Raw genomic sequence first — 26,754 nt, forward strand, 5'->3', positions numbered from 1 at the left:
ATTATTGTCGAAACGGCCAGTATTATCGGTGAACAACCAACCTGAGCACAAATAAAAAGTGGCACGTATGACCATGCCACTTTACATCAAGATTGCTGTCGAGTGCCTTTAAGGGTTACTCAAAAGCAGCCCCTGACTTCATTCCGATTTTTTTGAGAATTTTGACCAGAGGGCAAAACCCGGTAAATGATGCCTGGACCAGGTTGGCCCCGACAAACCCGGTAAACCACAGCCAGTGCAAATTGTGAAAAACGGCAAGCAACACACTGAAGAACACCATAAATCCGGCAACCCGGATCAACATGCGATCAATGGTCATAAAGCACCTCGCTTTCCGGTTATATCCCCCTAAAGACTGGCATCGTTATACCACTAAACTGAAACATCCTTATCCATCACCACTGAAAAGCAACCGAGCGTTTGCCGAGAATATAATCATCAAATATTTTCGTTGCCGGTCCTGCTGCCATGGCCAAGCAGGTATGGAGCGGCATCAGATGCTCTTCACGTGGATGGCAGTACCGTGCTCCCGGTGCTAACTGCCATTCCACCATGCGTTGCTCCCGATCCGGTTGTGAATAGTCGCCGGTGCATGTATCGATGAGCCAATCCTGAAACGCATCATTATGAGGATCAGGAGCACCCGCTCCCTGCCAATCGAATGCCTGCAGATTGTGGAAGGAAAATCCGGATCCGATCACCAGGATATTTTCCTGTTTCAACGCACGTAAAGCGCGGCCTAAAGCCAGATGCCCGGACGGATCGAGACCTTTCACTAACGATAACTGCTGTGCCGGGATATCTGCCTCGGGATACATCAGCTTCAAAGGAATAAACACGCCATGATCAAAACCACGTTCGCAATCAATCGCGGCTGAAATTCCGGCCTGTTCCAACAACACTGTCACCTTTTCGGCCAGTGACGGATTACCGGGCGCCGGGTATTCGATGGTGTAGGCTTCGGCGGGAAACCCGTAATAATCATAGAACAGCGGCGGATTTTTCGCCCCCAGCACTGTGGCTTGTGTCTCCTCCCAATGGGCGCTAATCACCAGAATAGCTTCAGGACGATGCAGACGGGAGGGCAGTTTTTTCATAAACTCGACCATCAACTGATGCGCGGTACCACCCAATAATGGCAACGGGCCCCCCCCGTGAGAAAAGTAGATGATTTGTCCTTGTTTGGGATGTGATGTCGTCATGACGGTATCCTTTCGATAAACCAAAGATCCGTGGCACACCTATAACAGTACACCTCAACCTTGCAGAATCAAGAATCTGTCGAGTTTTCTCTTCATCATGGTGAAATAACGCAGAAGGTTCTGTTGTGAAAATATTCTCACTCAGCTTTTCTCACTTTCTCCACTGAAAAAAAACTCAAAATCGAAACACGCATCCCATTTACGACCCGTATACATACCACATATGGTTTGCTTGTGATGTATACGGTAAGATACTGTTTTTATTAGTAATTTTTCTTGCACACCGTTATATACGCTGCTATATAACCAGCCTTATTCCGTTATGTTCTCGAGTATATAGCGCTTTGTTTTTTGCAATCCGTCCTGTCGATTCGCGCCCGAAGGACGCTATTGCAATCCCCCTGCCCTAGGTTTCGTCACTGTGGGCTTCTATCAGGAGTGAGGTTTAGAATGTTTGCATCAAGATTAAAAATCGGCGGCATTGCTGTGCTGTTGTTTATGTCGACAACCGCTTGGTCGGCGACAAGCGTTAATGACGAAGCGGTATTTACGTTGGGAGAAGTCATTGTCACGGCGGAACAACAATCCGTCAACCTGGCCACTACGGTAACCGAAGTATCCACACAGGATCTACGGGATCGCGGCGCAGAAAACGTTGCTGAAGCGTTGCAATTTATGCCGGGTGTCGATGTCCAGACCGGCGGCAAAGGGCAATCCTATGTCAGCGTGCGCGGCTTTGAGCAGAGCGATCTGAAAGTGCTTGTCGACGGTGTTCCAGTGTATGAACAATATTTCCGTTCTCTGGACCTGTCACAGATTCCGGTTGACTCCATTGCTAAAATCACCGTCACCAAAGGGGCGTCATCCGTGCTTTACGGCGCAAACACCATGGGCGGCGTTATCAATATCATCACCAAACGCGGAACCGCCACACCCCAGACCGACATCACCACCTCATTTGGTGATTACGGCACCCAGAACTATTCCATCAGCCATGGCGGCAGCACCGATAAATTCAACTACTGGATGAACTACAGCTTCCGCGAAAGCGATGGTTTTCGTCTGTCGGATGATTTTGACGAACACGGCAAGTTCGGCATCGACAGCTCCCTGGGTGAAGACGGCGGCAAGCGTGACGACAGCGGCTACATCAAACAGAGCGTCAACGCCAAACTCGGCTACACCCCGACGGATGCGACCCAGGTCTACCTGACCATGAACTATATCAACGATGAAAAAGGGATTCCCGACAGCGACTGGTATTTCGACAACTGGCAGCAATGGATGGTCAGTCTGGTCGGTGAACACCGCTTTAACGAGCAATTGCGCATCAAGGCACGCACTTTTTATGTCGATCACGAAGACACCCTTAAAGACACCGACTACGCGTCCAGCGACTGGTTCTACAAGTCCGCTTACGACAACTACACCGTCGGCGGCGAAGTCCAGGCGTTCTGGGATCTTGGGTCGTACAGCTTCGTAAAAATGGGTGCCAATTTCACCCGCGATAACAGTAAACAGCAAGAGGTTCTCGCTCCGGGAGACAGTTGGCAGGATGCCGGTGACTTTGAGAGCGATACCTACAGCCTGTCGCTGGAAGATGAAATCACCGTCAATGACTGGTTGTCACTGGTGCTCGGCACCAGCTGGGATTACTACGACCCGCGAAAAGCGGATGATCAGCCGGTTCCCGACTCTGACGCGGTGTTCAACCCGCAATTGGGCATGGTATTTACCCTCAGCGACGCAACCTCAATCCATGCATCGGTTGGCAAAAAGACCCGTTTTCCCCATTTGAAAGAACTCTACAGCACCATGTCCGGCGGTAACCCTGACCTCAAGCCGCAAAAGACCATAGCTTACGAAATCGGCATCACTCACGAGTTTACTAACCGCATCAACGGTTCCGTGGCCTATTTCTATAACGACGTTGAGGATCTAATCCAGAAAACCGGCGACAAAAAACTCAACACCGTTCACTACAGCAATGTGGCAGAAGCACGCATCCATGGTGTTGAAGCCACGCTGAATGCCAACCTGACTGAGCGATTTGAGGCGGTGTTCAACTACACGTACATGCGTACCGAAGATAAACAGAACAACCGTGAGCTCGAAGGACGACCACGCCACCGCGCCAACCTCGATTTGCGCTACAACTTCCCGTTCGGTCTGCTGGTATCCACCCAGGCGTCCTACACCCAGCGCCAGTTTTACATCTATCAGGAGAGCAGAAAATCTCCGGAGATTTGGACGAAGGCACCGGATTATTTCCTGCTCAACCTGCGGCTGGAACAACAGCTGCCTGCGTTTGCCGGTATCGACAGTTCCCTGTTTTTGCAGGTCGACAACCTGACCGACAAAGATTACATCAATGTCGGTAACCTGATGCCCGGCCGTAACTTCCTGGTCGGTATGCACGCAAAATTCTAGTCTGATCCATTCCCCGGCGACGACTCACCACTGTCGCCGGGGCTTGTTTTGTGAGGAATCATGGTTCTTAAACCTGTTTTCACCCTGTTGTTTCAGGGAGCGGCGGTCGTGTATTTGCTGGCCCTGCTTTTTTATGTGTTCAAACAGTACCGTTGGGCGGGCTGGACAGTGACGTTTGGGCTGCTGGTTCACACCACCAGTCAGACTATCCGTTGTTGGCGTTACGGTTTCTTCACCCTGGAAGGGGCGTTTCATGCCGGTTTCTTTCTGCCCTGGTGTCTGGCCGCCCTCATCGTCGTCGCCTGGCAACGCAATAAGCGTCAAGACCACCACATCTTATCAGCACTCTGGCCGCTGGTGGTTGTGATCGCGCTGGTGATTATCATCCCCCCCACCTGTCACAACCCGACGCCGTTTACCCCAACCTGGAGCGCCTATCTGTTCTTTATTTTTGAGAGTCTGGCCCACGCCTGCTTCATCATGAGCGGTTGGCTGGCGGTGCAATTTCTGCTTCAACGGCACCCCCAAGCCCCATTTCACGCCTATGCCGTGTGGGGTTTCGTTTGTTTCAGTCTCGCTCAATTGGCCGGTTGCGCCTGGACCTATCTCGGCTGGGGCGGCTTGTTCCGCTGGGGCACCCGCCACATGCATTCGGCAGCGTTGTGGTGTTTCTACTGCAGCTATCTGCATACGGCTTACCTGAAAAGATTTGGCCTGCGCAATAAAGCGCGTTTTGCCCTGGCCGGTACGCTGATCGCGTTGGTGCTGTTTTACGCCCTGCCGCTAATCCCGCGCCCCGGACGCACTCTGGCGAAACAGCAAACCGTGATGAATCATGCTCAAACGGCTCCAGACCAAACCATATCGGCTATCTCATCCTCGCAGGAGGCCCTATGATCACCATGCTGTGGCAACGGCTTGCCAGCACCAAGCTGTGTTTCTGGACACTCAATCTGTTATGTCTCAACCTGTTTATCGGCGGACTTTATGCCATGTTTGACGGTCGTTACCGACAACTGAACATGACGTTGTTCCCGCAATGGATTCACGACAATTTCGACACCCAGTGCTGGTGGCTAATCACCCTGATGCTGGTGCTCGCGCTGCTCGGTGCCAACACTTTTGCCTGCTCTGTCCAACGCCTGCAGCAACTGTGGCAACGACGCCGGGCCAATAGCTGGCGCACCAATCTGGTGTTGCTCAGCCCGACGTTGATGCATCTGTGTTTTCTGCTGATTCTTTCCGGTCATGCCTTGACTGAATTTTCCGGATTAAAAGAGAATCTGCCCATCAGCACCGGTCAGCAACTGCATCTCGACAACACCGCCATTGAAGTGCTTTCGCAGAGCAACACCCTCTACGGCGACGGCCCGTTAAATGGTGTACTGCGACAAAGCCAAGCTCAACTGCGTTTCACCCGTAACGGCCAGCAGCATGAAACAACGCTGCGGGTGCTGCACCCGGTCTACGACAATGGCGCCAGTTACCACCTGTTGCTGGCAAAAAAGCCGCGCCCCGGGCAACCACCCACACTTAAGATCGCCATTAAAAAAGATCCCGGCCTGCCGCTGATCCTGCTCGGCAATGCGTTGATGAGCCTGTTGATGGCCATCTATTTTGTCACAATCCGTCACCATCGTTATGGAGGACAATCATGAATAAAACGCTATTCACCACCCTGGGCCTGCTGGCTGCTCTGTTGCTGTATGTGTTTATCAATCCGCACACATCGCCCACACCTGTGGCTGCTGAACCTGTCTCGCCAGCACCGGCTCCGGCTCCCACCCGGCCCAAAGTCCAGCCCGAGCCGATGCTCACCATCACCGGCTGTGTTAACCATCCACTGCAACTGAGCTTGAGTGATCTGCAGCGCATGGAATCCACGGAAATTAAAATGAATGAAGTCACCAGCGACGGCAGTTTCCACGGCGTGTTTAATTACCGTGCCGTTCCCCTGCAGACTCTGCTCAACATGGCCGGACTGGAGCAGAAAGACTCGACGTTCAAAAAGCTTGTCGACGCCACCATCGTGCTCACTGACAAGCAGGGGAAAAAAGCCGTGCTGTCGTGGGGCGAGATCTACTACAGCAACCCGGCAGAGGTTACCCTGGCTTATCAGGTTGCGCCCATCTATCCGGTCAAGCGCAATTGTCAGAAATGCCATGATCCTGAGGATTACCGGTTTGCCATGGAACAACTTGGCCGCGACGTCCCGTTGCCGAAATTGCTGGTGACGGGTGACTTTTACACGGATCGTCTGCTCGAAGGGATTGTCACGATTGAGGTGATGGATGTGCGACCGAACATTGCCGTAGACCGTCAGGCGGCACTGCGTTCGGAGCGGATCGAAATCAGCGGCGATCTGTCACGCCCCCTGACGCTTAACGATCTGTCCGGCTATCCCACCATCGATATCAACAAAAAGATTGTCGGCGTTGGTCGCGGCTATCACGGTCTGCACAGCTTTCGTGGCACCTCGCTGAGCAATGTGCTGACAGCAGCCGGTATCACACCGACGATCGACCAGGTGGTGATCGCCTGGGCACCGGACGGCTATCGCGCCACCTTCTCCATGGGCGAGCTGTACTTGTCCGAGGCGGGTCGCAACATCATCCTCGCCGACATCAAGGACAATGCCGCTTTTGACACGGGCGGAAAAATGCGCATCATCGTCGGTCCCGATCATACCGATGATCGGGATGTTCAGGCTGTCACCAATATCGAAGTGATCAATCTGCAATAACACACCTGTCGGATGGGAGTGGAGAGTATCCAATATCTCCATATCCCGTCCGACATGTTCTAAAGAAAGGTTCCACCATGGATTGGCTCAAACAAACCATCGACCTGGGCGTGATCGGGGTGCTGGTGACCATGAGCATCATTGCTCTGTCGGTCATCCTTGAGCGCGCACTGTTTTACCGCCAGCTCACCCTCACTGACTACACCAGCAAGAAGGCGCTGGAATTAGCCCTGACCAGGCGACTGCACATCATCGCCACCATCGGCAGCAATGCCCCGTTTATCGGTTTGCTGGGCACAGTACTGGGTATCATGCTGACCTTTTACACCATGGGCCAACAGGGCGCTGTCGATACCCACGCCATCATGACCGGCCTGGCCCTGGCGCTCAAAGTGACAGCCATAGGCCTGGTGATCGCCATCCCGACAGTGGCGTTTTATAACGTACTGATCCGTCGCGCTAAAGAGATGCTGCTTGAATGGGAGATTCACCATGAACGAGAAGGAATTTGACGCCATCAACGTCATTCCGTTCATCGATATTCTGCTGGTGTTGCTGACCATTGTTCTGACGACATCGACCTTTATCACCACCGGTGCATTACAGGTCAAACTGCCTCAGGCGACAGCAACGCAACCCAGTGTCGAAAAAACACTGTCGATCGTGATTAAAAAGGACGGACAGTTGTCGATTGACAAACAGCCCGTCGTCCTGTCGCAGATTGCCGAGCACTTAAACGGCATCAACCGTGACACGGCAGTGTTGCTTCATGCGGATCGTGACATCAATTTGCAACGCTTTGTTGAGGTGATGGCCGCCATCAAAGAGCAAGGCTTTCATCAGCTCAGCGTGCTGACCGAAAACCATTGAGGAGAACCATGCGCCGGGAGATTCAGACTTTAATCCTCTCCACTGCCATCCATCTGAGCCTCGGGGCTGCTGTGGTGGGGTTATCCCAGCTACAACCAGCCCCAGCCCAAGAACTGCTGATCAGCCTGGAAGGGGTTGGTTTCAGCCGTGCTGTCACCACACAGCCGAAAAATTCCGCGGGTTATGCTGCGACGCCCTCGCCAACACCTCCTGAGACAAAGAGACAACCGAAGCTGCAACCGGAACCACAACCGGAACCACAACCGGAACCACAACCGGAACCACAACCGGAACCACAACCGGAACCACAACCGGAACCACAACCGGAGCCGCAACCAGAGCCGCAACCGGAACCGCAACCAGAGCCGCAACCGGAACCGCAACCAGAGCCGCAACCGGAACCGCAAAATGAAAACAATCTGGACCAGCGACAGTCCGATCCCGTTGACCATCACCTTGAACAAAGCGCCATGAACACAGACACTTTGCACCGTGTTGAAACAGCGCCCCTGTCACCACAACAAGGCACGCCCGGTTCAGGCGGAGAAAGTCATGATAAAACGCAACGCGCAGAGGCATTAAACAACTATCTGGCCGCCCATTTCGCCTATATCAGCAAACAGATTCAGCGGGCCTTGCGCTATCCACGACAGGCACAACGCAAAGGGCTCGGCGGTCAGGTCAAAGTGCGCTTTAAGATCTGCTCGGATGGCAGCGTTCGGGACATTGAGGTGGTCGAAAGTTGTGGTCACAGCATCCTGGATAAAAATGCCGTCAAAACAGTCAGACGTGCAGCACCATTTCCCCCACCACCGATTGCAGCAGTGCTGGTGATGCCGGTTCGTTACCAGAACCACTAATCCATCCATCACACGCGAGTGTGATGGATGTTCGTCTCACGCAGACTTTTTTGTCACTGTGAATGCGAACAAGGCACTGCCGTAAATCACGGCAAAACAGATTCCGGCCAGAACCAGCGCCGTGCTCCATCCTGAGGCGTCACCGACCCAACCCATCACCGGAAACAAGGCCGCAAACAGCACATAGACCAGAAACATCCGCACCGACAGCACCGTAGCGCGCACCTGTGAGTCGGTCTGTTCGTTGATGTAGTTTTTCAGAATCGGCGTGGCCAATCCCCGGGTGCAGTAAAACAACACCAGTACCGCCATCGCCGGATAGGCAGGCAACACCCCGAGGGCAATAAAACTCGCTGACACCACGCTGCCAATGATTGTCATAAAAAGGGGCGGATTTAGACGCTGCTCGATCTTGTAAGCATGATGGGAGAAAAACGCCGCGCTCAGGTTAAGCACACTCCAGAAAATCCCCAATTGCATGGCTGAGGAGGCAAACGAATCGTTGAACCAGTACGGGATCGCCTTGGCCATGGTGTAGGTGCCACCCCCGACCAGCGCGGCATAGATCACCAACAACAACAGGGTCCGGTCAAGCAACAGTGATCGTTTCAACGCGGGCAATAGATTTATCGAGGTACCGCGAATACGCGCTTCCTGCTCCGGAACCACCAGGGTCAATGCCGCGGGGAGCGCAATCAGCGCCACCACCGACTGAGCAACGAATGGATAGCGCAGACTGGCCACCGCCAGCAATCCGCCAAGTGGTGCGCCAATGGTCTCCATCAGGCTGCCCAGGGCAATCACCCGTCCTTCATAGCGGGAATATTCGCCGGTTCTGTTCATATCCACCAGGGTTTCGTAAAGCATGGCGGAATCCGATCCGGAAATAAGACTCTGACCAATCCCCAGCACCACCATAGCCACTAAAAACCCACTGAACGAAAACGACACGGAATAGATCACATACCCCAATGCGCCAAGAATCGAACCGAGCACCAGTGTTTTCTTGCGACCGATGGCGTCGGCCAGATAGCCCGATGGCACCTCGAAAAAGACAATGGACAGAGCCTGGATTGATGCCAGTAAACCGTAACCACTCTTATCAATGCCGTTCTCGGCCATAAACAACGGCAAAAACGGCGTCGTCAGCATCAACCAACGTGCGGTTTTGATAAGGTAGATCTTGAGAATATTGTGTTCGATGCGCGCCATGCTGAAACCATTCTGGGGCGGGTAAGGCTGGTGGCTCGTTCTGTCATAAACGGCTAAAGCGCCATTGTGTCAGAGAATATCATCAGAGCAAAGCAATTCTCTGACTCGTGCGTATTCCTCAAGTCGTGAAAAATCCTGCGCTGTAGGCTGGGCAATCCGACTCATGTCCATATTATCGATGACATCCGCCAGCTTGACCTGGCGGGCAAGTGGGTTCTTTGTCGCTCGGCGAGCCGCCTGGAGACGGCTTTCGCCACAGCGTCGAGTCAATACATCCACAGCCGTAACAACCTCGGGTGAAAACCCCTTTCTACACAAGTCCTCAAGGGTCACGGACGAGTCTTCAACCACATCGTGCAAAACCGCCACAATCTGTGCTGCCTCACCTGAGACCGCAAACATCACCCGTAAAGGGTGAAACAGGTAAGGGGCGCCACCTTTATCCGTTGCCCCGGCATGGGCACGTGCGGCAATCTCAATCGCATGTTCTATGGTGTTCATGAATTTAGACTCCCCTCTCTCCGGCTTGGGGTTCCACAGGCCGTTTTTAAACAGCCTGCTATAAATTCGGTGATATCTTTTCACCATCAAACAGCTTATAGTGTCGGAATAGATGAGTATATGATTAGTGACAGTGTCGATTCAACCTGCCATACACATCCATCCTGCACCTCCATCGCGTCACCATCTATTCGACGCGCTCCACATCCAGGCCCGGCTGCCCCTTTGCCAGGGCTGTTTTTACGTAGCGAATTCGCATCCCGTTGATGCGTTGCGTACAAATTACACTGTGAGTATTTCATGGCCATGTTTCGGGTCAAGTACCAAACCATTGAGTTTGGTGATGTGGACATCCATGTCCGCATCCTACGTGATCGCCAGCAATTCAATGACGATCAGGGCAAAGCCGAACAACTGGGTATCTCTTCCGCTGTTTGGCCGATCTTCGGTCAGGTGTGGCCTTCGGGCAATGTCCTTGCCCACTACATGTTTACCTATCCGCTGAAAAAACAGCGTATTCTTGAAGTGGGCTGCGGGATCGGTCTATCGAGCCTGGTTCTCAATCACCGTCATGCGGATATTACCGCCACCGACTATCACCCGGAAGTCGCGGGGTTCTTAGAAGAAAATACCCGGCTCAACGAAAACAAAGCAATCCCGTTTGTTCGTACAGGTTGGAATGATGATCAGAGCAATCTCGGCTTATTCGATTTGATTATCGGCAGCGACATTCTCTACGAGCACGAGCATGTCGAGCTGTTATCCGAATTTATCAACCAGCACGCCAGCCCCCACTGCACCATTATTTTGGTCGATCCAGGGCGTGGTCATCACGCCCGTTTCAGCAAAAAAATGGCCAGCCTGGGCTATGAGCACAGTCAGCACAAACCGGAGGACATCGATTATCTGGACGAACCGTTCAAAGGGGTGATTCTGAAATATGTCAGATAGAGAGACATGTTGATCACGGAGCGTAAAAGCGTGGACCACGCTGGACACATGGTCACTCGTAGGCAACACGCAACAAGCGGCTACCCGAACTCTGTAACGGGCCAAGAGGATTGCGCTCTTCATGAACCTTTTTGATGGCCGGAGTTCCGCTCCACAGCTTGTAAACGACCTTGTCGCGACTGAGAACCAGCAACATTTTAAACTGCCAGCCACGGATATCGGATTTGCGGTAAAAGTTGAAAAAATCGGCCCAGAAATTACCGACCCGTTTGGAGCGCAGGCGTTTCAGCTCATACACATATGCCTGGCACTCGTCAGGCTGTTCCAGACAACTTTGCAGCTGCGGAGCAAGACCAGCCTGAGGCGATGTCTGAAAGAGCAAAACAAGCTCCGTATAATTGAGACGCTGCATATTTGCCGTCTTTTCCAGATCAAACCCCAATTTCGTCAGATCCTCAACATTGCGGCCCGGCTCGATCTGGTCGTAAGCGGTTTTAATCTGACGAAAACTGTCCCATTTGGATAAAGTTACTTCCTCGGAGCGTGGCAATAATTTAGTGCATCCGGACAAGCTAACGACAGCCCATAAACACACCACAAGTATCCACCATTTCCCTTGCAAGACTTTGATCATCGTCAGCCACCTGTCTGCAAATAAACCGACCGTTTTAACAGTGATATTCTTATAAAAGCATAGAACATCAAAGGGCTATCGACAAGCTGACGAAAAAAACAAAAGGACAATTACAGGCAGAGCACCACAACAAACTGCGCCGACTTTTCAGCGGTCCACACCTGACAGGTTGCTGTCGCGTCCAGATAGATCGAATCACCGCCGGTCAGCTCAATACTCTCTCCAACAACTTCAACCGTCACACTGGCGGTTTTGACAAACAGAAATTTATCCCGTCCGTTATCCGGCAAGCGGTAATGGTAATCTTCTGGAGAAAGTGTGATGGAAAAAGCCTTCAGGTGTTTGTTTAATTTGTCGCCGACCAGAGACTTGTAAATAAAATGGGGATTGTTGGTGGTATAGCCTTTATCGGCCCTTACCACCTCATAACGAGCGAGGGCTTCATCTTCAAAGAAATACCCTATTTTGACATCAAAAAACTCTGACAGGCGCGCCAAAGTGGCAATAGGAGGAGTGATATTGTTGTTTTCTATCTGAGAAATCAAAGCGGCAGAAAAACCGGTCTGATTGGCAACATACTGTAACGTAATGCCCCTGTTTTTCCGAAGTTCTCTTATTTTTGTTCCTATGTCATAGCTCATGCTGCCCCTCACAATGCTCCGATCCACAAAATTGAGAAAGCTGCAACAACTCCGGTCGATGTGGCGTCAGATGCGAGGAAAGATGTGTCACAAACACACGCATACGACTGACGCAGCCGTTCATCACAAAACGGCATAATCAGCCCAACATGTGGTGCTATTCCCTGTCTGAGAACCCGTATCCGCGAGGTGCAGCCAGTTATAGCCGGTGACATAAGTATCTGACTTGGAAAGGTAAGCTTTCCTCACAGTGGCGGGTCCGCGACGGATTTGCACCGTCTTCCTTAAGTCACAAGCCGTTTTTTGAGATAAAACACTGCAGGGAGTAGAAAACAATCGCCGGTGTTTTTCAAGAAAATTATCACAAGGAGCCCAACATCCAGTCCTGCAGGATGCGGTTCAAGTCAAATTATTTGCCATCCCCCGGCTTGTAAATGATCGGTGAAAACGACAATCCACGCTTCGCCTGAGCTGCCGGTTTGAGATCTAAACCACAATGAACACACTGACTCTCACCCACGGCCGGTTTCAGCATCGGCGTCAGAATAGCGTTACCGCAATTGGGACAAGGTAATTTCCTGAAGTTCTTATTAAGCCGATAGAGACAAAACAGAAATAATCCCGCATAAAAAAACGACAGCCAACCATTTAAAAAATGACCAACCGGTACGACAATCAAAATACAATAAGGAATCAGAAGAAAAATAGAGGCAACAAGGAGTTTCTTTCTTCGCTGAATTTCCTGACGACCACGTTCAATATTCATTTGCTTCTCAGTCATCGTAACTCTTCAACGGGTAATACCGTCAAATCCTTTTTAGATAAAATTTACAATTCATTAATACAATAGCCACATCTTATAATTGCCGCGCAAGACATGTCAATATCTGATGTGAAACAGGTCGATAAAGACACCAGCCAATCAGGAATGCTCAAACAGGCTTTGAACCCTGCATATACGGGATATCCAGCTTGTGCTTAGTGGTTTATACGAACAGAATATTACAGCCTTACGAAGAAACTTGCCCTCGACCCTGCTGCGTTCTGGAAGCTCATCATTTCTGTTGCATCCAGGTATTGCATCGATCGCTGCAGGCATGAATGCCTACAGCAAAACAAGAAAAAACAAACAATTTAAATATTTGGTTCTTTATATTTTTGTCTTGTGAAATTATTTTAAGCGAAAGCAAATCGGCAAAAAAAAAGCGTTGCCACAGGTGGCAACGCTCAACAAAACCAGCACACAGTCTGATATCACTCATCGCTGTCAAACACCATCTGCCAGTAAGCAGCAGGCCGTCCCGGAACATGGCGCAGATAACGTTTCTCCGGTGGAACACTTTCGATCACCAGGTCATGAATATCGTTAAGCAGCGTCCGCGTTGAAGAGTAGTAGGAATGCCCCAGTGTACTCGGGTCGACCCCGGTTGAATCGATGGTATCCAGCCCTGGCACAATGGTCAGGAATTCGCCAGATTCGCCGAGACGTGACTGATCATGCAACACACGTGACGCCATCAGGGCCTTGTCTTCAGAAGAAGCATACAACGTAAAGTGCCGGGCTTTTCCCGCCATCCGCGGAAAGATATTCTCCTTGAACACCTTAGCATCGACATCGGGCGCTGCCAGAATAATCTGATTAAACACCGCCTGAGGCGCTTCCTTTTCAATCTCGGCAATGGTCCTGGTCATCAGGCGATTGCCCATGCTGTGGGCAATAATATTGATGCGAGCACCGTCCGCATTGCGAACAACATCAAGAAGAAACTGTTTCAGATAAGGAATCGATTGGCGGACATAGTCTTCATCGCGGTAATAATTGGCCACCGAAAAAGCCCCCTGTGAGGGCCAGCTATAGGTCATGGCAATGCCGGGGAAGCCAAGATCGTAACAAAGTTGCCCGGTTCGTCGTACCGACTCATCAAACGTATTGCTGAAACCATGAATGAAAATCAGGATATCTTCCGTGTTCATCTCCTGGCGCGCCACGCTAAACACTGTGGCGAATTCATCACGGCTCAAATGACGCAAGGTACGAATCGTCACATGCTTGACCGGATCTTCGCTAAACTCAAACTTATACCATTCAGGTCGCTCAATTTCGCCCGGCGCATGGGTTGCCGGGATCGTCACTTGGCACACCCCATAACGCAGATCACCCAATTGGGTGCCAAAAACGTGGTTGGGACCCACCTCACCGGTAGCTTTTCGATTAGTGCCATAGAACACGTCAACCGTGGTCCAGGGCGTTACCACCGGCCTGGGTGCCATTGTGGTCGGAGGTGGTGCGGCACAGCTTGCCAGCATGCAGAGAAAAATGACCGCGAGACAGCGACAAAACAGGATATGAAAGGCGTTTATCATCTGGAAACTTCCTCAAATTGATCACTAAAAACATCGTTACGTAAATTGCCAACGATTAAAGATTATACACAGTTGTGGATCATTTTTGTTTTTTGGATAAAAAATATTCTCCTCAGCAAGCCGAACAATTCAGGGCTATTGATATTACCGCACAGAAACTATTGACATCCATAGGCGTGCCTGATAGACACAATCACAAAATTCGATCCATGACTCATTACGGTTTGATGGATCGACAACAAACGATTTCAGATGCTCTCACGAGCTTAATAGGGAACCCTGTGTAATTCAGGGACGGGCCCGCCGCTGTAACCGAGGACGAAAGCCGCTTGATGTCACTGCCGAAATTCGGTGGGAAGACGTGGCCGGTAGGATGATCCGGAAGTCAGAAGACCTGTCTGAAATTTGGTAATGCGCGCTCCTAAGGCAGGGAGACGTATTGAATGTCTTGTGGATAGAAAAGGGATATCCCAGGTCGATGTGTATTCGGTCTGGGATTTTTTACGCCCGGACCCCAGGAAGATTTTGGGAGGAGCGTACCCCATGAAAACAATGCAATGGAATATCCTGATGGCTGCCCTGCTGTGCGTCATCATGGCCGGGACCGGCAGCGTGTGGGCCGAAGAAGCAGACCAGGAGTATGATCTCGGTCAGATCATTGTCACTGCTGACCGTTATCCGGTCAACGAACAGAAAAGTGCCCGCTTTGTCACGGTGCTGACGGCAGAGCAGTTGGAAGAATCCGGAGGGAACAACGTCATTGATGCCCTCAAGCGCAGTGGCACGCTATCGTACAAATCGTTAGCGCCGCTCGGAGTCAGTCGCATGGGTATGAAAAGCGAAGTCAGCATCCGCGGTTTGGAAGATGGCGAGCTGGTATTAATCAACGGCGTGCCGATTCAAAGCGCCTCCGGAGGCAGTTACGACCTCAACGCCATCGGCCTTGATCAGATCGAGCGGGTTGAAATCCTCAGTGGAGCCGCATCGACCCTGTACGGTGCCGATGCCATGACCGGTGTCATCAACATCATCACCCGCCAACCCGGCCAACAATGTTCCCCCTACGCCAGCGTCGAATTAGGCGAACTCGGTTATCAGAACCACAGCGTCGGTCTGACCAGCGAAAAGCTCAACCTCGGAGCCCGCTATCAGCGCCTTGACGGCATCGATACCATCTATCGTAAATTTTCAGCCAAGAGTCCCTACCGCTATGACATGCAGGCCACCGATCAGCTCTCGGCCAGCCTCAATTACCGTCCGGCAGAGCACTGGACCATCGACTACTTGGTAACAACCATTGAAACCGGCTTTGTTAAACGCTATGACAGTCCGAGCAAGGAGCCGATTTTCTATGATCAAGATCAGGAAAAGCACTTTGCCGACATCCGCTACGAGGCAGACAATGTTGCCGTCAAAGGTTTCTATTCCTTTGATGAGCTGACCAAAAACCAAACATCACCCAGTGCCCCGGAGGAAAAACGCCGCAACTACAACTACGGTTTCAGTGGCGATTACCGTTTTAACGCCTTCAGCCTGAAGCAAACCATCGGTGCAGACATCACCCGCCGGGTGGCCGATTACGACTACTCCTACGGTCGCCACGCCCGTGATGACAGTGCTCTGTTCTGGCAGGTGAAGCGCCCTTTCTTTGAGCGCCTGCTCGTCAGTGCCGGAGCGCGGGAACAATGGATTAATGGCTACGATGGTGCCCGCAACTACAGTCGTTTTCTGCCCAGTGCCGGACTCAACTTCGAGGTAACATCGGCTTTACACCTGTTTGCCAATGCCGGTAAAGCATTTCGCGCCCCCAGTTTCAATGATCAGTATTATTCCACGGCAACCCGCGTCGGCAACCCCGACCTGGAACCTGAAGAGGGTTGGACCTATGAAGCCGGGATGAAATACGACCACCCTGCCATCCATCTGCGTGTGGCAGTGTTCCTGATGAAGTTCGAAGACAAAATCATTTCGTACGAACGCGCTGATGGGATGAACAGCTATTACAACGCCGGTGATTACGAAAACCAGGGCATCGAATGGAAACTGGTCTTCGCTCCCTTTCATCAGGGACAAGGTGTCTGGAAAAATCTGTCTTTTTCAGCGCGCGGTTTTGTCGCCAACCCAAAAGCCGACGATAGCGACGGTGTCCTGACCCAGGTGGGGCCACGGGTCCAGACCGCCTTTGGCATAAAATATCTGGGCCGTCTGTTCACATTCAATGTCGATCTCATCAATCTTAATGACCGCGAAGACGACTTGGAAAGTGAAATCACCGTCAACCTGTACAGCCGGTATCAACTACCGGTGGGTGCTCTCACCTTCAGCGTCGACAACCTGTTCGATGAAGAGGTTGTTACCGGAGGCTCCACCACATCGGAATACTATGGGTTGGGCCGCCTGATCAAAGCAGGCTACGAAATTCGTTTATAGCAGGCCAATTCCCGCCTGGCCATGCGCACTTCTGCCCGCATCGGATTCAGCCATAGGCAATCCGGTGCGGGCACGCTATACTGACGAAGAAATCGCCAACAGAAAAGGTGTGATTCATGGAAGAGATGAATATCCATACGGCCTTTACCCTGCTTGAACCCGGCCCCGTCATCCTGGTAACCACCAACGATGGCCACAAAAACAACATCATGACCATCTCGTGGACCATGGTCATGGACTTCACCCCCAGTTTCGCCCTTACCACCGGTCCATGGAACCATTCTTACGCTGCTTTGAGGCAAACCAGAGAGTGCGTTCTATCCATCCCCACAGTTGACCTGCTTGATCAGGTTATCGGTGTCGGAACCTGTTCAGGCCGCACCACAGACAAATTTTCCGCCTTCGGCCTCACACCTGTTCAAGCGGAGTGTGTCAAAGCACCGTTGATCAAGGAGTGCCTGGCTAATATCGAATGCCGCGTGACGGAAATCATGGAAGATCAACACATTGTTGTCCTCGAAGGTCTCAAAGCCTGGTTCGATAAAGAACGGGAAGAAACACGCACGCTGCACGCAATTGGCGATGGCACGTTTATCGTCGATGGTCAGAGACTGGATCGCCGCGAGATGATGCAACCCAAGCTTCCCGATGGTGTGTAACGCTGCTGGGGCAAAGAAAATCGGGCCATAAAAGCCATTAAAAACCGTCCACAAGCCTGTCGATTTTTTTAACACAAAACGACATGCGCCTAACCACACTAACAAAATCCCTTTCAAATAAACCAGTTACATCTCGGGCATACTTATTGCTAAAATCTATAAATATGATTTTTTTATCTATGGAGGGGCGCAATGAAAAAACTGGTTTTGAGCTTATCTGTCTTCGTGTTATGTGCAATCACTTCTGGAGCAAATGCTTATCTCATCAACCCGTTAACAATTACCGCATCAGATCCTTCGACCTTCAATGGTGATCTCAATTATCTGACCGATAGTTCCTTTCCTTCGGAATGGGGCTACTGGAAAACCAACACCGTGTGGTGGTCACCTGGCCACACAAATGTACCCTACCTTGATATTGACCTTGGAGGGACGTTCCGTATCACTGACGTCGTCATTTCAGTCGACAACAATGATGGCTACACCCTTGATTACCTTGGCAGTGGTTCAACATGGACAAATGCCTTTACAATCGCCAGCACAATGGGTGAGGTCGGCAGCGGCATGGACACCATGAGTACAAAAGACTGGGAAGGGGAATATATCTCTCTGATCGATTTCGCCGCATTTGAAACTCAGGCGTTGCGACTGACCGGCGTTACCCCTTCCGACTATAATTATTCAGTGGGAGAAATTCAAATATTCGGCACCGAAGTCGCGCCGGCACCTGTTCCCGAGCCCTCAACCCTTCTTCTGTTGTGTGGCGGCCTGTTCTGTCTCATCTGTTACAGTCGCAAACACATAAAAAGCTAAAATTGTAAATTTTTTCGACACACACCCAAAAAGCGGAGCCGAACCTGGCTCCGCTTTTTTCAGTTTCAGGAACATCACTACTCCACCCCACCATGAGTATGAACTATCCAAGATTAAAGAATCTCCTGTAACCTGTCGATAAAACGTAGAATAGCACTCGTTTAACAACAGGGAGATGGCATTTTGAGCCAGAGTTCGTCATGGCGAAACGTATTGAGCCACACACCCCTAAGTGGGTAGAACCGATCATTGAGTATCAACGTCTTGCCGACAGATATCAAACAGTCGAAGAGCGCGCGGAAAACGAGCGAAAAAAAAGTAACGCCTCAAAACGTCCGGAACGACGCTTTATTGCCCTGCGCAAGCTGGTGAGCACGCTGAAAAAAAATCACAGTTTTTCCCGCCTCGACTACCCGAGTGCCGAAAGCGAGATTCGCCGGCTTGGAGTGGAAAAAATTCAAAACGACCTGGCGGACCTTCTCACGGGCCTCGAACTTACACCAGCAGCGGCCACACAGATCGTTCAACGCGTTTTAGAGCATTCGTCCCTCTTTCAGTTGATACCAACCACTGCGACCGCACAACTGGACCATCTGCTGTATGTCAACCTCAGCCCGGGGTTAAAGGTCCTAAGCTTAATGGTGACCGGCATCACAATCCCGCTTATCGACTTATCGTGTCTCGCTTTGGTTGAACGCTGCCAGAAAGGGCGTCTCATGGCCAGTCATAACAATTTATTACTGACCGTCAGTCACAAAGAGACCCCATCAAACAAGATTAAACTTCAAGAAAGCTTCGAGATAAGCCTTTCGATTGCCACCGGTGTGATCGAAATCGACGACAGCAGTCGTCGGGCCTTTGTGTTCCAACGAGGCGACACCTCTTTTGCGCTGTACGCCGACAAACAGATCAATATCGAAATTTAGCAGGCTGTTGAAAAACAGCCTGTGGAGCCCATGGATGGGCAACCAAAATCAAGGACAGGTTTTCAAATCCTTGATTTTGTAAGCAAGACGGAAATCGCATTTTCGACTTGCGTCATTGAAAAGGCCCCGGATGGGACTTTTTCAACATCCTGTTAGTCGTCACGTAGTGGTTCCCATTCTTTTCGAAATCGGTGTAGACTGAAAGCACATGAACCCTCACCATCTCCCGCCAAATAAAAGGGAATCACGACCCATGTACATTGTTGCCATCCATCACGTTCAAGGCAGTGGCGAAGAACTGGCTCGTTCTCTTGCTTGTGTCCTCGGCATCACCCCCTATGAAGCGCGTCCGCGTGTCACAACACCCGGCGGCGGCCCCGCGATTGTCACCAGTTTCGCTGCAACCGACCAGGCGCATGATTGCGCCATCAAATTGCAGGCTGGCGGTTTTACCCCTGTGCTGATCGACTCCGAGCAAATGGAAACCGACCGGAGCCGCCTTCTGGTCAGACAGGTGCAATTCACCCCGGAGGCGCTGCACGTTGTCACCCAGGCGGAGCAACAGATCAGCCTGCCCTATGGTGAAATCAACCTGTTGCTGCGCGGTGCCGGTATCATCAGCACCATTGAACTTGAAACCACGACGAAGAAAAAGTTTGCTCTGGGTCGGGCCGTGGCCACCGGTGGACTGATGATGCGCAAAAAAGTTAAAACCGTCACCGCAACGGCCAATCAGGACCGCGAGCCATTCTGTCATCTCTACACCACCGGACAGCCCCCGCTGGTGCTGCGACAAGCCGACCTCGATTATTCTACCCTGGGCGAAAACCGCCAGATCAGTCGTGATGCCAATTTCACCTGGATCTGCACAGAACTGCGCCACCGCTGCACAAACGCACTCTGGGATGATCGCCTGCAAACCCGACCCGGCCTTGCTCAAGTGTTAGGTCCGTCCTTCGATCCCGAGCGCCACCTTGATCTGGCCATTACTCTAATTGCTCAATCACTACTCCAGCCCTCTGGCTGACAACAAAAACAGGAGTCGAAATGGACACCAAAACCACCGGATCATGTCTGTGCGGTGAAGTCACTTTTGAAATAACCGGCCCGTTCACAACGTTCTTTCTCTGTCATTGTGAGCGCTGTCGTAAAGACACTGGTTCTGCCCATGCTTCCAACCTCTTTTCTACATCAGCCAAACTGACCTGGCTTAGCGGAGAAAATAAAGTCACAACCTTCACCCTGCCGGAAACACGCCACAGTAAAAGTTTTTGCACCATCTGCGGGTCTGCTTTGCCCATCCAACTCAATGAAAAGCTGATCCAGGTTCCTGCCGGCTGCCTGGACAGTGATGTGACCATGCGCCCCACAGCGCACATTTTTCTTTCCGACAAAGCCAACTGGGATCACGATCTGGACACCGTTGCCAAGTTTGACGCTTTGCCACACTAAGAACCCATTTCATACGCTTGACGAACAAATGAGCACCTGTTAGCGTACGAAAAACAACAGAAAGGAGTTATTGACATGGAGATTGTGAGTTTGTCTGGGGCAAAGAGAGGACGCGTGGCTTAACGCTCGCGATTCACCTGCCCACACCCTCCACCTCTTTGCCCGGTTGACGCCGGGTTTCAAAGCAAAAATCAGAAACCCACTTCATTTGTGCAGACGACACAGTAAGACACTATTCCTGCGCCTGCAGAACGCCACTCACGTATCAAAAGGGGTTTCCATGTCTTACGACACTAACTCACCGGTAAAATCACTCCCACAACTGGGATGGAGTCATTTTTTTCAACAACAACTCGACCTCTATGAATGGGAAAACACCCTTCCCTGTCGCGTCGCCGCAGTCCATGGCCAGCACATTGATGTGTTCTCCAATCACGGCCAACACCAACTCAGCCTACCCGGATCATGGCAGCAGTTAGACATCATTGACCGCCCTACAGTAGGTGACTGGCTGCTTGTGGAGCACGACACGCTGAAACCTCAACGCTTGCTACAACGCACCAGCTTGTTTCGCCGCAAAGCCGCCGGTTTAGAGGCAAAGCAACAACTTATTGCCGCCAACATCGACACGCTGTTTATCGTCACCTCCTGTAATCAGGACTTCAACCCATCGCGCCTGGAACGCTATCTGGCGCTGGCTTACGATGCTGAAATGCAGCCGATTGTCGTACTGACCAAAACAGACCTGGTGAACGATGTATCGCCCTTTATCACTGAGGCACGCAGCCTGAAACACGATCTGCTGGTTGAAGCCGTCAATAGCCTTGACCACCACTCCTGCGAAGCACTTCTCACCTGGTGCGGACCCGGCCAGACCGTCGCCCTCACCGGCTCATCTGGCGTCGGCAAATCGACTCTGATAAATACCCTGTGTGGCCACTCGGATCAGGCCACCGCCGCCATCCGCGAAGATGATGCCAAAGGGCGTCACACAACCACAGCGCGATCACTGCATTTCCTGCCCGAGGGCGGCATTCTCATCGATAATCCGGGTATGCGCGAACTGCAACTGGCCGACTGTGAGGACGGCATTGCCAACCTGTTTGAGGAGATCGAGCAATTGGCTCGAAACTGCAAGTTTAACGATTGCAGCCACCAGGGCGAACACGGTTGTGCCGTGAGCAAAGCCGTGGAAAGTGGCTCACTCGAACCGCGCAGACTGAGCAGTTACCTCAAACTCAAGGCCGAGCAACAAAGGAACAGTGAGACGATTGCTGAACGACGTAGCCGAGAAAAAAGCTTTCGCAAGATGTGTCGCACTGTTACATCCGACAAACGTAAGCGGCAGGAGGATCATTGATAAAATAAGGCACAAACAAAAAGCCCGGACTCTTGCATTGAGAGTCCGGGCGTTGTTTCTTGAACGATAAAATTCTGGCGAACTATTTACCCAAGAAACCACCCAGGGCAGATTTGGTTTTCTCGTTAGCGCTGTCAATGGTCGAATTCGATGTCTCTGAAGCCGCATCAGATGCACTATCCACGTAGCCATCCACCATTGATGTCGCTGTTGATTCAGCCGTCTCAGCAGTGTTTTCTGTACCAACATAGCTGTTCAAAACGGATTTCGTCTTAGTGTTGGCGCTGTCAATCGTGCTATCCGCGGCGTCGGCAGCTTTTTGCGTTGTGGCATCAACAAGTCCATCCACGACACTGGTGGTCGAAGTGGTCGCACTATCCGCAACAGAAGTCGCCGAATCGGTCACCGCCGCCGTCGAACTGTCCACCAGACTTTGCGCTGTGGTCGTTGCTGTACTCGCCCAACAACTGCCTGCCACACCAAATAACATGGTCATCAAAACAACAACTTTTTTGTTCATAACAGTGTCCTCTCATTGCACATAATAATGATCTCTATTCGCTGAGCCATGCACTCAATTAAAAAATCGAACAGATCAATATCAGGATTCAGTTAATAAATACAATGAATTATTCAAGAAAACAATTTCAGGAAGGAGAAACAGGCCTCTTAGATTTCGGCAGCCCCTGAACCACCAGATCATACGAATCATCAATCATCGAAAAGATCTCATCGTCAGCAATCGAACCGTCAAGAATCACCGTATTCCAGTGGCGCTTATTCATGTGATAGCCGGGGATGATTGCGGGAAACAACTCGCGCAAAACCTCCGCTTTATCAGGGTCGCATTTCAAATTTATCCGCAACGGATCACCATGAATATTCAACAAAGCAAACATTTTGCCGCAAACCTTCAGCACCAATGTCTCTTCATCGAAAGGGAAGGTTTCAACGGCTGCTGGTTTGGATAACAGGTAGCTGCGTAAGGTTTCGAAATTCATCATCAACCTACTTCACAAAATAAAACCCAGGCGACAACAGCTCAACACCAACTTCACCGGTCAGCTCTTCCTTTATCTGAGCTTTGTCCGCCTCAACAACTTCAACATCATTATCATTCACCAAATATGCTTTGTTACCATGCTCAGAAAAGCTGATCAGTTGATAGTCATCAGTGCCAATTGGCAGGTAATAAAGAGAGACACCGTTGATCGCCTGACAAGAAAGCTGGCTTGCGTCCATGGGCAATGTGCCGTTATCCATGTAATAGTCACTCACCCGCTGCTGGCAGGTTGTCAGTGCCGTGCTAGCCGCAACGTTACCCGCCTTCTGCCGATAAGCAACATACTGAGGAATGGCAATGGCCGCTAAAATGCCGACGATGGCGAGCAGAACAGGCACAAGCAGGACGATGAAAATTCCACCGGTACTGGTCTCAGGATACTTCTCCTGTAACTCAGGCTCGCTCTTGCAGGCATAAATAATGAACTCAATAAACGCCACCAGCGTCGGAATATAAGTCCAAAAGAACAAGAGATACAATACCCCTTGCAGATTTTTCTTCAGATAAAATTTATGCCCACCAAGCCCACCAAGGAAAAACGTGATCACCAGCAAGGCAACCTTGTTCACCACATTACGTGGCGGAGCTACACGCACCCCACACTTCGGACAAATTTCCGCTTTAATGTGAATCTGGCTGCCACAGGTTGAGCAAAACTTGTGCTGAGGAGCGTCTTCTGTTTCTGATGCTGCTTTCGGGCTGGCTTCAGGTTCGATAATGGGCTGCTCAGGTTGGGCAGGTGGTACAGGAGGAACTGAGTCTGATGCAACAAAAGGAAATGCCTTCTTGCACTTTGGGCAGGTCACTGTCTTGCCATGCAACAAGGCAGGGTCACGTTCAACATCTTTACTGAAACTACAGTGTGGACAGGTAATGGTGCAGCGACTCATGTATCCTCCTGAAAAGGGAACGAAATAATTCAACACTCGCGATTACATTTGGCCCAAGCACTGATCAATCTTTACTTCAACGGGAAAAACAGACCTTGAGTTATAAATAGATTTGAGGTTTTTTCGGCGTAGAGCAGTTCTTCATCAGAAACTCTCTGATCCCTTCAATCATCGGGTGATTCAAAGACCGTGCGCCCATTTTACATGCCTTCACACAGGCACAGCACATAATGCACGGTTCTGCCTGTGTTGTAACCGAATCGGCTACCGTCACAATGCCAACAGGGCACACCTCAGCACAGGTCCCGCAAAGCGTACATTTTTCAGCATCTGTTTCCGGCGCGATTCCACCAAACGCCACCCTGTCCCGGTAAGGGTGATTGCCGTCAATGACGGGCGTATCAAAACAATCCCGTTCAATTTTGTCTACAATCTGTTGTCCAAAAGACTCCGCCAGACTCAAATCATTCGCATCAGGTCGACCTACGGCAACAGGATGCGATGAGGTCGCATAGGAATGCTCACCAATAAAAGCCCCAGCCGCAACCACGTTAAAGCCCTTTTCAGAGGTGATGTCCTGCAACTCAACCAAGGCATCTTCAAATTCACGGTTGCCATACAGAGCCACTAAAATAGTGGGAATCTGGTTCGCTGAAAAATTCGCCAGCCTGTCCAGGCAACCAACAGGCACACGCCCTGCGTAAACAGGGATACCAATAACTGCAATACCTTCCGACAAGAACTGTTCCTGCGGTGTCTGAGAGAGCGTTAAATCGTAACGACTGATTTTTTCAGCCGCCATCCCTGCGGCAATCGCGTCGATAACTTTGCGCGTGGTTCCGGTCGGTGAAAAGTAGATAAGATGAACATGGTTTATTTTCATGGTTTTCCCTTGAAAAAACAGACGATGGATTGATTCTTTGAAAGTTAGCGTAAAATATTTTTCAACCCCTCTTCCCGATCTAACAGACTGTGGAGCCCATGGACGGGCGCCTAAAATCAAGGACAGGTTTTTAAGTGCTTAATTTTGTAAGCAAGACGGAAATCGCATTTTCGGCTTGCGTCGTTGAAAATCCCCGGACGGGACTTTTTCAACATCCTGCTAAAACCCTTTTATCCGCGTTGAACAGCACGACGTACTGCGGAAAGAGTGTAGCACAAAGCCTTCCAAACAGCATATCCCGTCGTCAGGTAGAAACAAATGGTCACATCGCAAAGCACGGCCTTGGCGGTACTCACCTTCCGGGCCTTGCGTGCCGCACTCTTCTTATCGGCAAACAGGGATAAAACGTTATCATCGTTTACAAGACGATATTCTCCCCTTCCGATCATTTGACAATATCGGTCCCGCGATAACCTGCTAGAGCATCCACGTCCGTAACCTTACCTGCACACACCGGGTTGAGATGAATATGGCAGACAGTCCCAGCAGATATGCATCTGCCTTCACAGACAATCGATTTATAGAGATTTTGCACGTTTTCAAAATAAACTATCAGGGGGTTGAATGGTTCTGCCCTAACCAACTGACAAAGCGGCCGGTCGACCCTTTGGCCAATATCCGCTTAAAAGTTTCCTGATCGTAGAGATACAGGCAATGCCTGATCACAGTATAAGGGCTGAAGGTGCTTTCAGGGTTTCCTTCAATGAAATGATCGCGATACTCTTTGACGATTTTCAGGTTTTCGACCAAGCTTTTATGAAGGGCCGACTTTTGAAAACCGTTATCCAACCGCAGTATATCCTGGACAAAGTTATCAACCTTGTAGTCTTCAAACTCAAAATCCTTGAAGAAATGCCCGGCGACCCGCAGAAAATGGAAAACATTGAACGCTTTTCCACCGGTTTCCGTTGCAGCGGACCCTGGAGCTTCACAGTTGTCTTCAAGAACATCGCCGAGCGGCGAAACTGTCGCCTGTTGGATCAACTCGGTGGTGGCGTTGCGGATCTCTTTAAATTCTCGGTCGGCCAGCTCGAACAGGGCGGAAAGAACATTGATCCTGCGCTTAAGATCATTGGGGATCGATTTCTTGTATTTGATTTTGTGGTCCAGCACACTCCAAGCGTCCTGAATCAATGACCTGATCTGAACTTCAAAGGGATACTCTGCAAATGGCTGATTTTTGGGCAAGGCAGCCATCTCTTTGGCAAACGACAGATCCATATGCAACCCTTTATAACCGAACAAATCCTCGGTGCTCTCAATAGCCGCGATTTTATCCGAAACGTCAATGATCTTGAAATGATTCTTCAAGAGTTTCGAGACGTCCGCAATCTGGTCTTCATAGAGACAGACGATGCGAAGCCCAATCAAATCAGAGAGATAGTTTTTGATCTCATAGGGCTGGTCAGCTGCTTCGAGTTTGTCTTGGTATTTGCGCTGAAACTTTTTAATGCACTCTTCTTTATTCTTGACCCGGCCTTCGACCTTAGTCACTTCGCCGACATCAGCCTGTTTAATCAGTGATTTGATCACACTGATATAAGCGTTTTTGGCCTCCTCAAAAAGGGGCCTGTTGTTCTCGTAATATTTTGTAAAATTATGCTTTTCAAGCTCGAAATCCAGAGAGGCCAATGGCAATCTCCTTTCGTGTGGTAATGACATGAAGTTGGCTGAAAAAGGTGAGCAAAGAGACTGGGAGAGGATTAAAGCTGGGATCAGGTATATTGAAGGGATTATTACCTTTTGACCTGGCAGGCTGTTGAAAAACAGCCTGTGGAACCCATAGACGGGCGACCAAAATCAAGGACAT

28 protein-coding genes and 2 riboswitches are annotated in these 26,754 nt (G+C 50.7%); of the genes, 15 read left to right on the forward strand and 13 right to left on the reverse strand.

The window, feature by feature from the left end:
- Positions 1–115 precede the first annotated feature (115 nt).
- Positions 116–319, reverse strand: a complete 204-nt coding sequence (locus DACE_RS07365; protein ID WP_005999867.1) for a YgaP family membrane protein — start codon at positions 317–319, stop codon at positions 116–118.
- 76 nt (positions 320–395) lie between these two features.
- Positions 396–1,202 (reverse strand): DODA-type extradiol aromatic ring-opening family dioxygenase, encoded by an 807-nt coding sequence (locus tag DACE_RS07370; RefSeq protein ID WP_005999870.1) that lies wholly within the window; start codon positions 1,200–1,202, stop codon positions 396–398.
- 450 nt (positions 1,203–1,652) lie between these two features.
- Here DACE_RS07370 and DACE_RS07375 point away from each other — a divergent pair, with 450 nt between their 5' ends.
- The 7 genes from DACE_RS07375 to DACE_RS18105 all read left to right on the forward strand — a co-directional run bounded on the left by DACE_RS07375 (position 1,653) and on the right by DACE_RS18105 (position 8,105).
- Positions 1,653–3,632 carry a TonB-dependent receptor plug domain-containing protein gene (locus DACE_RS07375; protein ID WP_005999872.1) on the forward strand — a complete coding sequence of 660 codons (1,980 nt, stop codon included), beginning with the start codon at positions 1,653–1,655 and terminating at the stop codon, positions 3,630–3,632.
- Between the two features lie 60 nt (positions 3,633–3,692).
- A complete protein-coding gene (gene ccsA / locus DACE_RS07380) occupies positions 3,693–4,529 on the forward strand; it encodes a cytochrome c biogenesis protein CcsA (RefSeq protein ID WP_005999874.1) in 837 nt (278 codons plus the stop codon).
- Positions 4,526–5,290, forward strand: coding sequence for a hypothetical protein (locus DACE_RS07385; protein WP_005999876.1), 765 nt, complete (start codon positions 4,526–4,528; stop codon positions 5,288–5,290). The genes ccsA and DACE_RS07385 overlap by 4 nt, the downstream gene beginning before the upstream one ends.
- Positions 5,287–6,375 carry a molybdopterin-binding protein gene (locus DACE_RS07390; protein ID WP_005999878.1) on the forward strand — a complete coding sequence of 363 codons (1,089 nt, stop codon included), beginning with the start codon at positions 5,287–5,289 and terminating at the stop codon, positions 6,373–6,375. Before DACE_RS07385 ends, DACE_RS07390 begins: the two co-directional genes overlap by 4 nt.
- Positions 6,376–6,452: 77 nt before the next feature.
- Entirely contained in the window at positions 6,453–6,887 is a 435-nt protein-coding gene (gene exbB, locus DACE_RS07395; protein ID WP_005999879.1) for a TonB-system energizer ExbB, read from the forward strand.
- Positions 6,868–7,245 (forward strand): ExbD/TolR family protein, encoded by a 378-nt coding sequence (locus tag DACE_RS07400; RefSeq protein WP_005999881.1) that lies wholly within the window; start codon positions 6,868–6,870, stop codon positions 7,243–7,245. The genes exbB and DACE_RS07400 overlap by 20 nt, the downstream gene beginning before the upstream one ends.
- Before the next feature lie 8 nt (positions 7,246–7,253).
- Positions 7,254–8,105 (forward strand): energy transducer TonB, encoded by an 852-nt coding sequence (locus tag DACE_RS18105; protein ID WP_005999883.1) that lies wholly within the window; start codon positions 7,254–7,256, stop codon positions 8,103–8,105.
- Positions 8,106–8,141: 36 nt separating this feature from the next.
- Here DACE_RS18105 and DACE_RS07410 read toward each other — a convergent pair whose 3' ends face one another.
- Both DACE_RS07410 and DACE_RS07415 read right to left on the reverse strand, forming a co-directional pair.
- On the reverse strand, positions 8,142–9,317 hold the full coding sequence (locus DACE_RS07410; RefSeq protein ID WP_005999885.1) for an MFS transporter: 1,176 nt from the start codon (positions 9,315–9,317) through the stop codon (positions 8,142–8,144).
- 69 nt (positions 9,318–9,386) lie between these two features.
- Positions 9,387–9,818 carry an HD domain-containing protein gene (locus tag DACE_RS07415; RefSeq protein WP_005999887.1) on the reverse strand — a complete coding sequence of 144 codons (432 nt, stop codon included), beginning with the start codon at positions 9,816–9,818 and terminating at the stop codon, positions 9,387–9,389.
- 300 nt (positions 9,819–10,118) lie between these two features.
- Here DACE_RS07415 and DACE_RS07420 point away from each other — a divergent pair, with 300 nt between their 5' ends.
- On the forward strand, positions 10,119–10,769 hold the full coding sequence (locus DACE_RS07420; RefSeq protein ID WP_005999889.1) for a class I SAM-dependent methyltransferase: 651 nt from the start codon (positions 10,119–10,121) through the stop codon (positions 10,767–10,769).
- A gap of 52 nt (positions 10,770–10,821) precedes the next feature.
- Here the strand turns inward: DACE_RS07420 and DACE_RS07425 are convergent, their stop codons facing one another.
- From DACE_RS07425 to DACE_RS07445, 4 genes are all read right to left on the reverse strand, one after another.
- The gene (locus DACE_RS07425; protein ID WP_005999892.1) at positions 10,822–11,403 is read right to left on the reverse strand and encodes a hypothetical protein; all 582 of its coding nucleotides are present in this window, start codon (positions 11,401–11,403) and stop codon (positions 10,822–10,824) included.
- Between the two features lie 110 nt (positions 11,404–11,513).
- On the reverse strand, positions 11,514–12,044 hold the full coding sequence (locus DACE_RS17185; RefSeq protein WP_005999894.1) for a helix-turn-helix domain-containing protein: 531 nt from the start codon (positions 12,042–12,044) through the stop codon (positions 11,514–11,516).
- A 163-nt stretch (positions 12,045–12,207) separates the two neighbouring features.
- Positions 12,208–12,355, reverse strand: a riboswitch (adenosylcobalamin (AdoCbl) riboswitch).
- Between the two features lie 98 nt (positions 12,356–12,453).
- On the reverse strand, positions 12,454–12,825 hold the full coding sequence (locus DACE_RS07435; protein WP_005999896.1) for a hypothetical protein: 372 nt from the start codon (positions 12,823–12,825) through the stop codon (positions 12,454–12,456).
- 473 nt (positions 12,826–13,298) lie between these two features.
- The gene (locus DACE_RS07445) at positions 13,299–14,408 is read right to left on the reverse strand and encodes an alpha/beta hydrolase (protein ID WP_005999898.1); all 1,110 of its coding nucleotides are present in this window, start codon (positions 14,406–14,408) and stop codon (positions 13,299–13,301) included.
- Between the two features lie 233 nt (positions 14,409–14,641).
- Positions 14,642–14,824, forward strand: a riboswitch (cobalamin riboswitch).
- A 127-nt stretch (positions 14,825–14,951) separates the two neighbouring features.
- On the opposite strand from DACE_RS07445, the gene DACE_RS07450 reads away from it, so the two are divergent.
- The 7 genes from DACE_RS07450 to rsgA all read left to right on the forward strand — a co-directional run bounded on the left by DACE_RS07450 (position 14,952) and on the right by rsgA (position 22,048).
- Positions 14,952–16,838, forward strand: a complete 1,887-nt coding sequence (locus DACE_RS07450) for a TonB-dependent receptor plug domain-containing protein (RefSeq protein WP_005999900.1) — start codon at positions 14,952–14,954, stop codon at positions 16,836–16,838.
- 116 nt (positions 16,839–16,954) lie between these two features.
- Complete coding sequence (locus tag DACE_RS07455) at positions 16,955–17,497, forward strand: flavin reductase family protein (RefSeq protein WP_005999902.1); 543 nt, start codon at positions 16,955–16,957, stop codon at positions 17,495–17,497.
- Between the two features lie 192 nt (positions 17,498–17,689).
- Entirely contained in the window at positions 17,690–18,310 is a 621-nt protein-coding gene (locus DACE_RS07460; RefSeq protein WP_005999904.1) for a PEP-CTERM sorting domain-containing protein, read from the forward strand.
- 200 nt (positions 18,311–18,510) lie between these two features.
- Positions 18,511–19,236 carry a hypothetical protein gene (locus DACE_RS07465; protein WP_005999905.1) on the forward strand — a complete coding sequence of 242 codons (726 nt, stop codon included), beginning with the start codon at positions 18,511–18,513 and terminating at the stop codon, positions 19,234–19,236.
- 253 nt (positions 19,237–19,489) lie between these two features.
- Entirely contained in the window at positions 19,490–20,263 is a 774-nt protein-coding gene (locus DACE_RS07470) for a hypothetical protein (RefSeq protein WP_005999906.1), read from the forward strand.
- Between the two features lie 20 nt (positions 20,264–20,283).
- A complete protein-coding gene (locus DACE_RS07475) occupies positions 20,284–20,688 on the forward strand; it encodes a GFA family protein (RefSeq protein ID WP_005999908.1) in 405 nt (134 codons plus the stop codon).
- Between the two features lie 280 nt (positions 20,689–20,968).
- Complete coding sequence (gene rsgA, locus DACE_RS07480) at positions 20,969–22,048, forward strand: ribosome small subunit-dependent GTPase A (protein ID WP_005999910.1); 1,080 nt, start codon at positions 20,969–20,971, stop codon at positions 22,046–22,048.
- Positions 22,049–22,130: 82 nt separating this feature from the next.
- On the opposite strand, the gene DACE_RS07485 is transcribed toward rsgA, so the two are convergent.
- From DACE_RS07485 to DACE_RS07505, 5 genes are all read right to left on the reverse strand, one after another.
- A complete protein-coding gene (locus DACE_RS07485; protein WP_005999913.1) occupies positions 22,131–22,568 on the reverse strand; it encodes a hypothetical protein in 438 nt (145 codons plus the stop codon).
- 127 nt (positions 22,569–22,695) lie between these two features.
- The gene (locus DACE_RS07490; RefSeq protein WP_005999915.1) at positions 22,696–23,049 is read right to left on the reverse strand and encodes an MmcQ/YjbR family DNA-binding protein; all 354 of its coding nucleotides are present in this window, start codon (positions 23,047–23,049) and stop codon (positions 22,696–22,698) included.
- A 7-nt stretch (positions 23,050–23,056) separates the two neighbouring features.
- Positions 23,057–24,001, reverse strand: a complete 945-nt coding sequence (locus DACE_RS18675; RefSeq protein WP_005999917.1) for an NINE protein — start codon at positions 23,999–24,001, stop codon at positions 23,057–23,059.
- 100 nt (positions 24,002–24,101) lie between these two features.
- Positions 24,102–25,004, reverse strand: coding sequence for a 4Fe-4S binding protein (locus DACE_RS07500; protein ID WP_238326402.1), 903 nt, complete (start codon positions 25,002–25,004; stop codon positions 24,102–24,104).
- Between the two features lie 492 nt (positions 25,005–25,496).
- Positions 25,497–26,576 carry a GTP pyrophosphokinase gene (locus DACE_RS07505; protein WP_040366488.1) on the reverse strand — a complete coding sequence of 360 codons (1,080 nt, stop codon included), beginning with the start codon at positions 26,574–26,576 and terminating at the stop codon, positions 25,497–25,499.
- Positions 26,577–26,754 lie beyond the last annotated feature (178 nt).

Source organism: Desulfuromonas acetoxidans DSM 684, assembly GCF_000167355.1.
In the GTDB taxonomy this organism is placed as follows: domain Bacteria; phylum Desulfobacterota; class Desulfuromonadia; order Desulfuromonadales; family Desulfuromonadaceae; genus Desulfuromonas; species Desulfuromonas acetoxidans.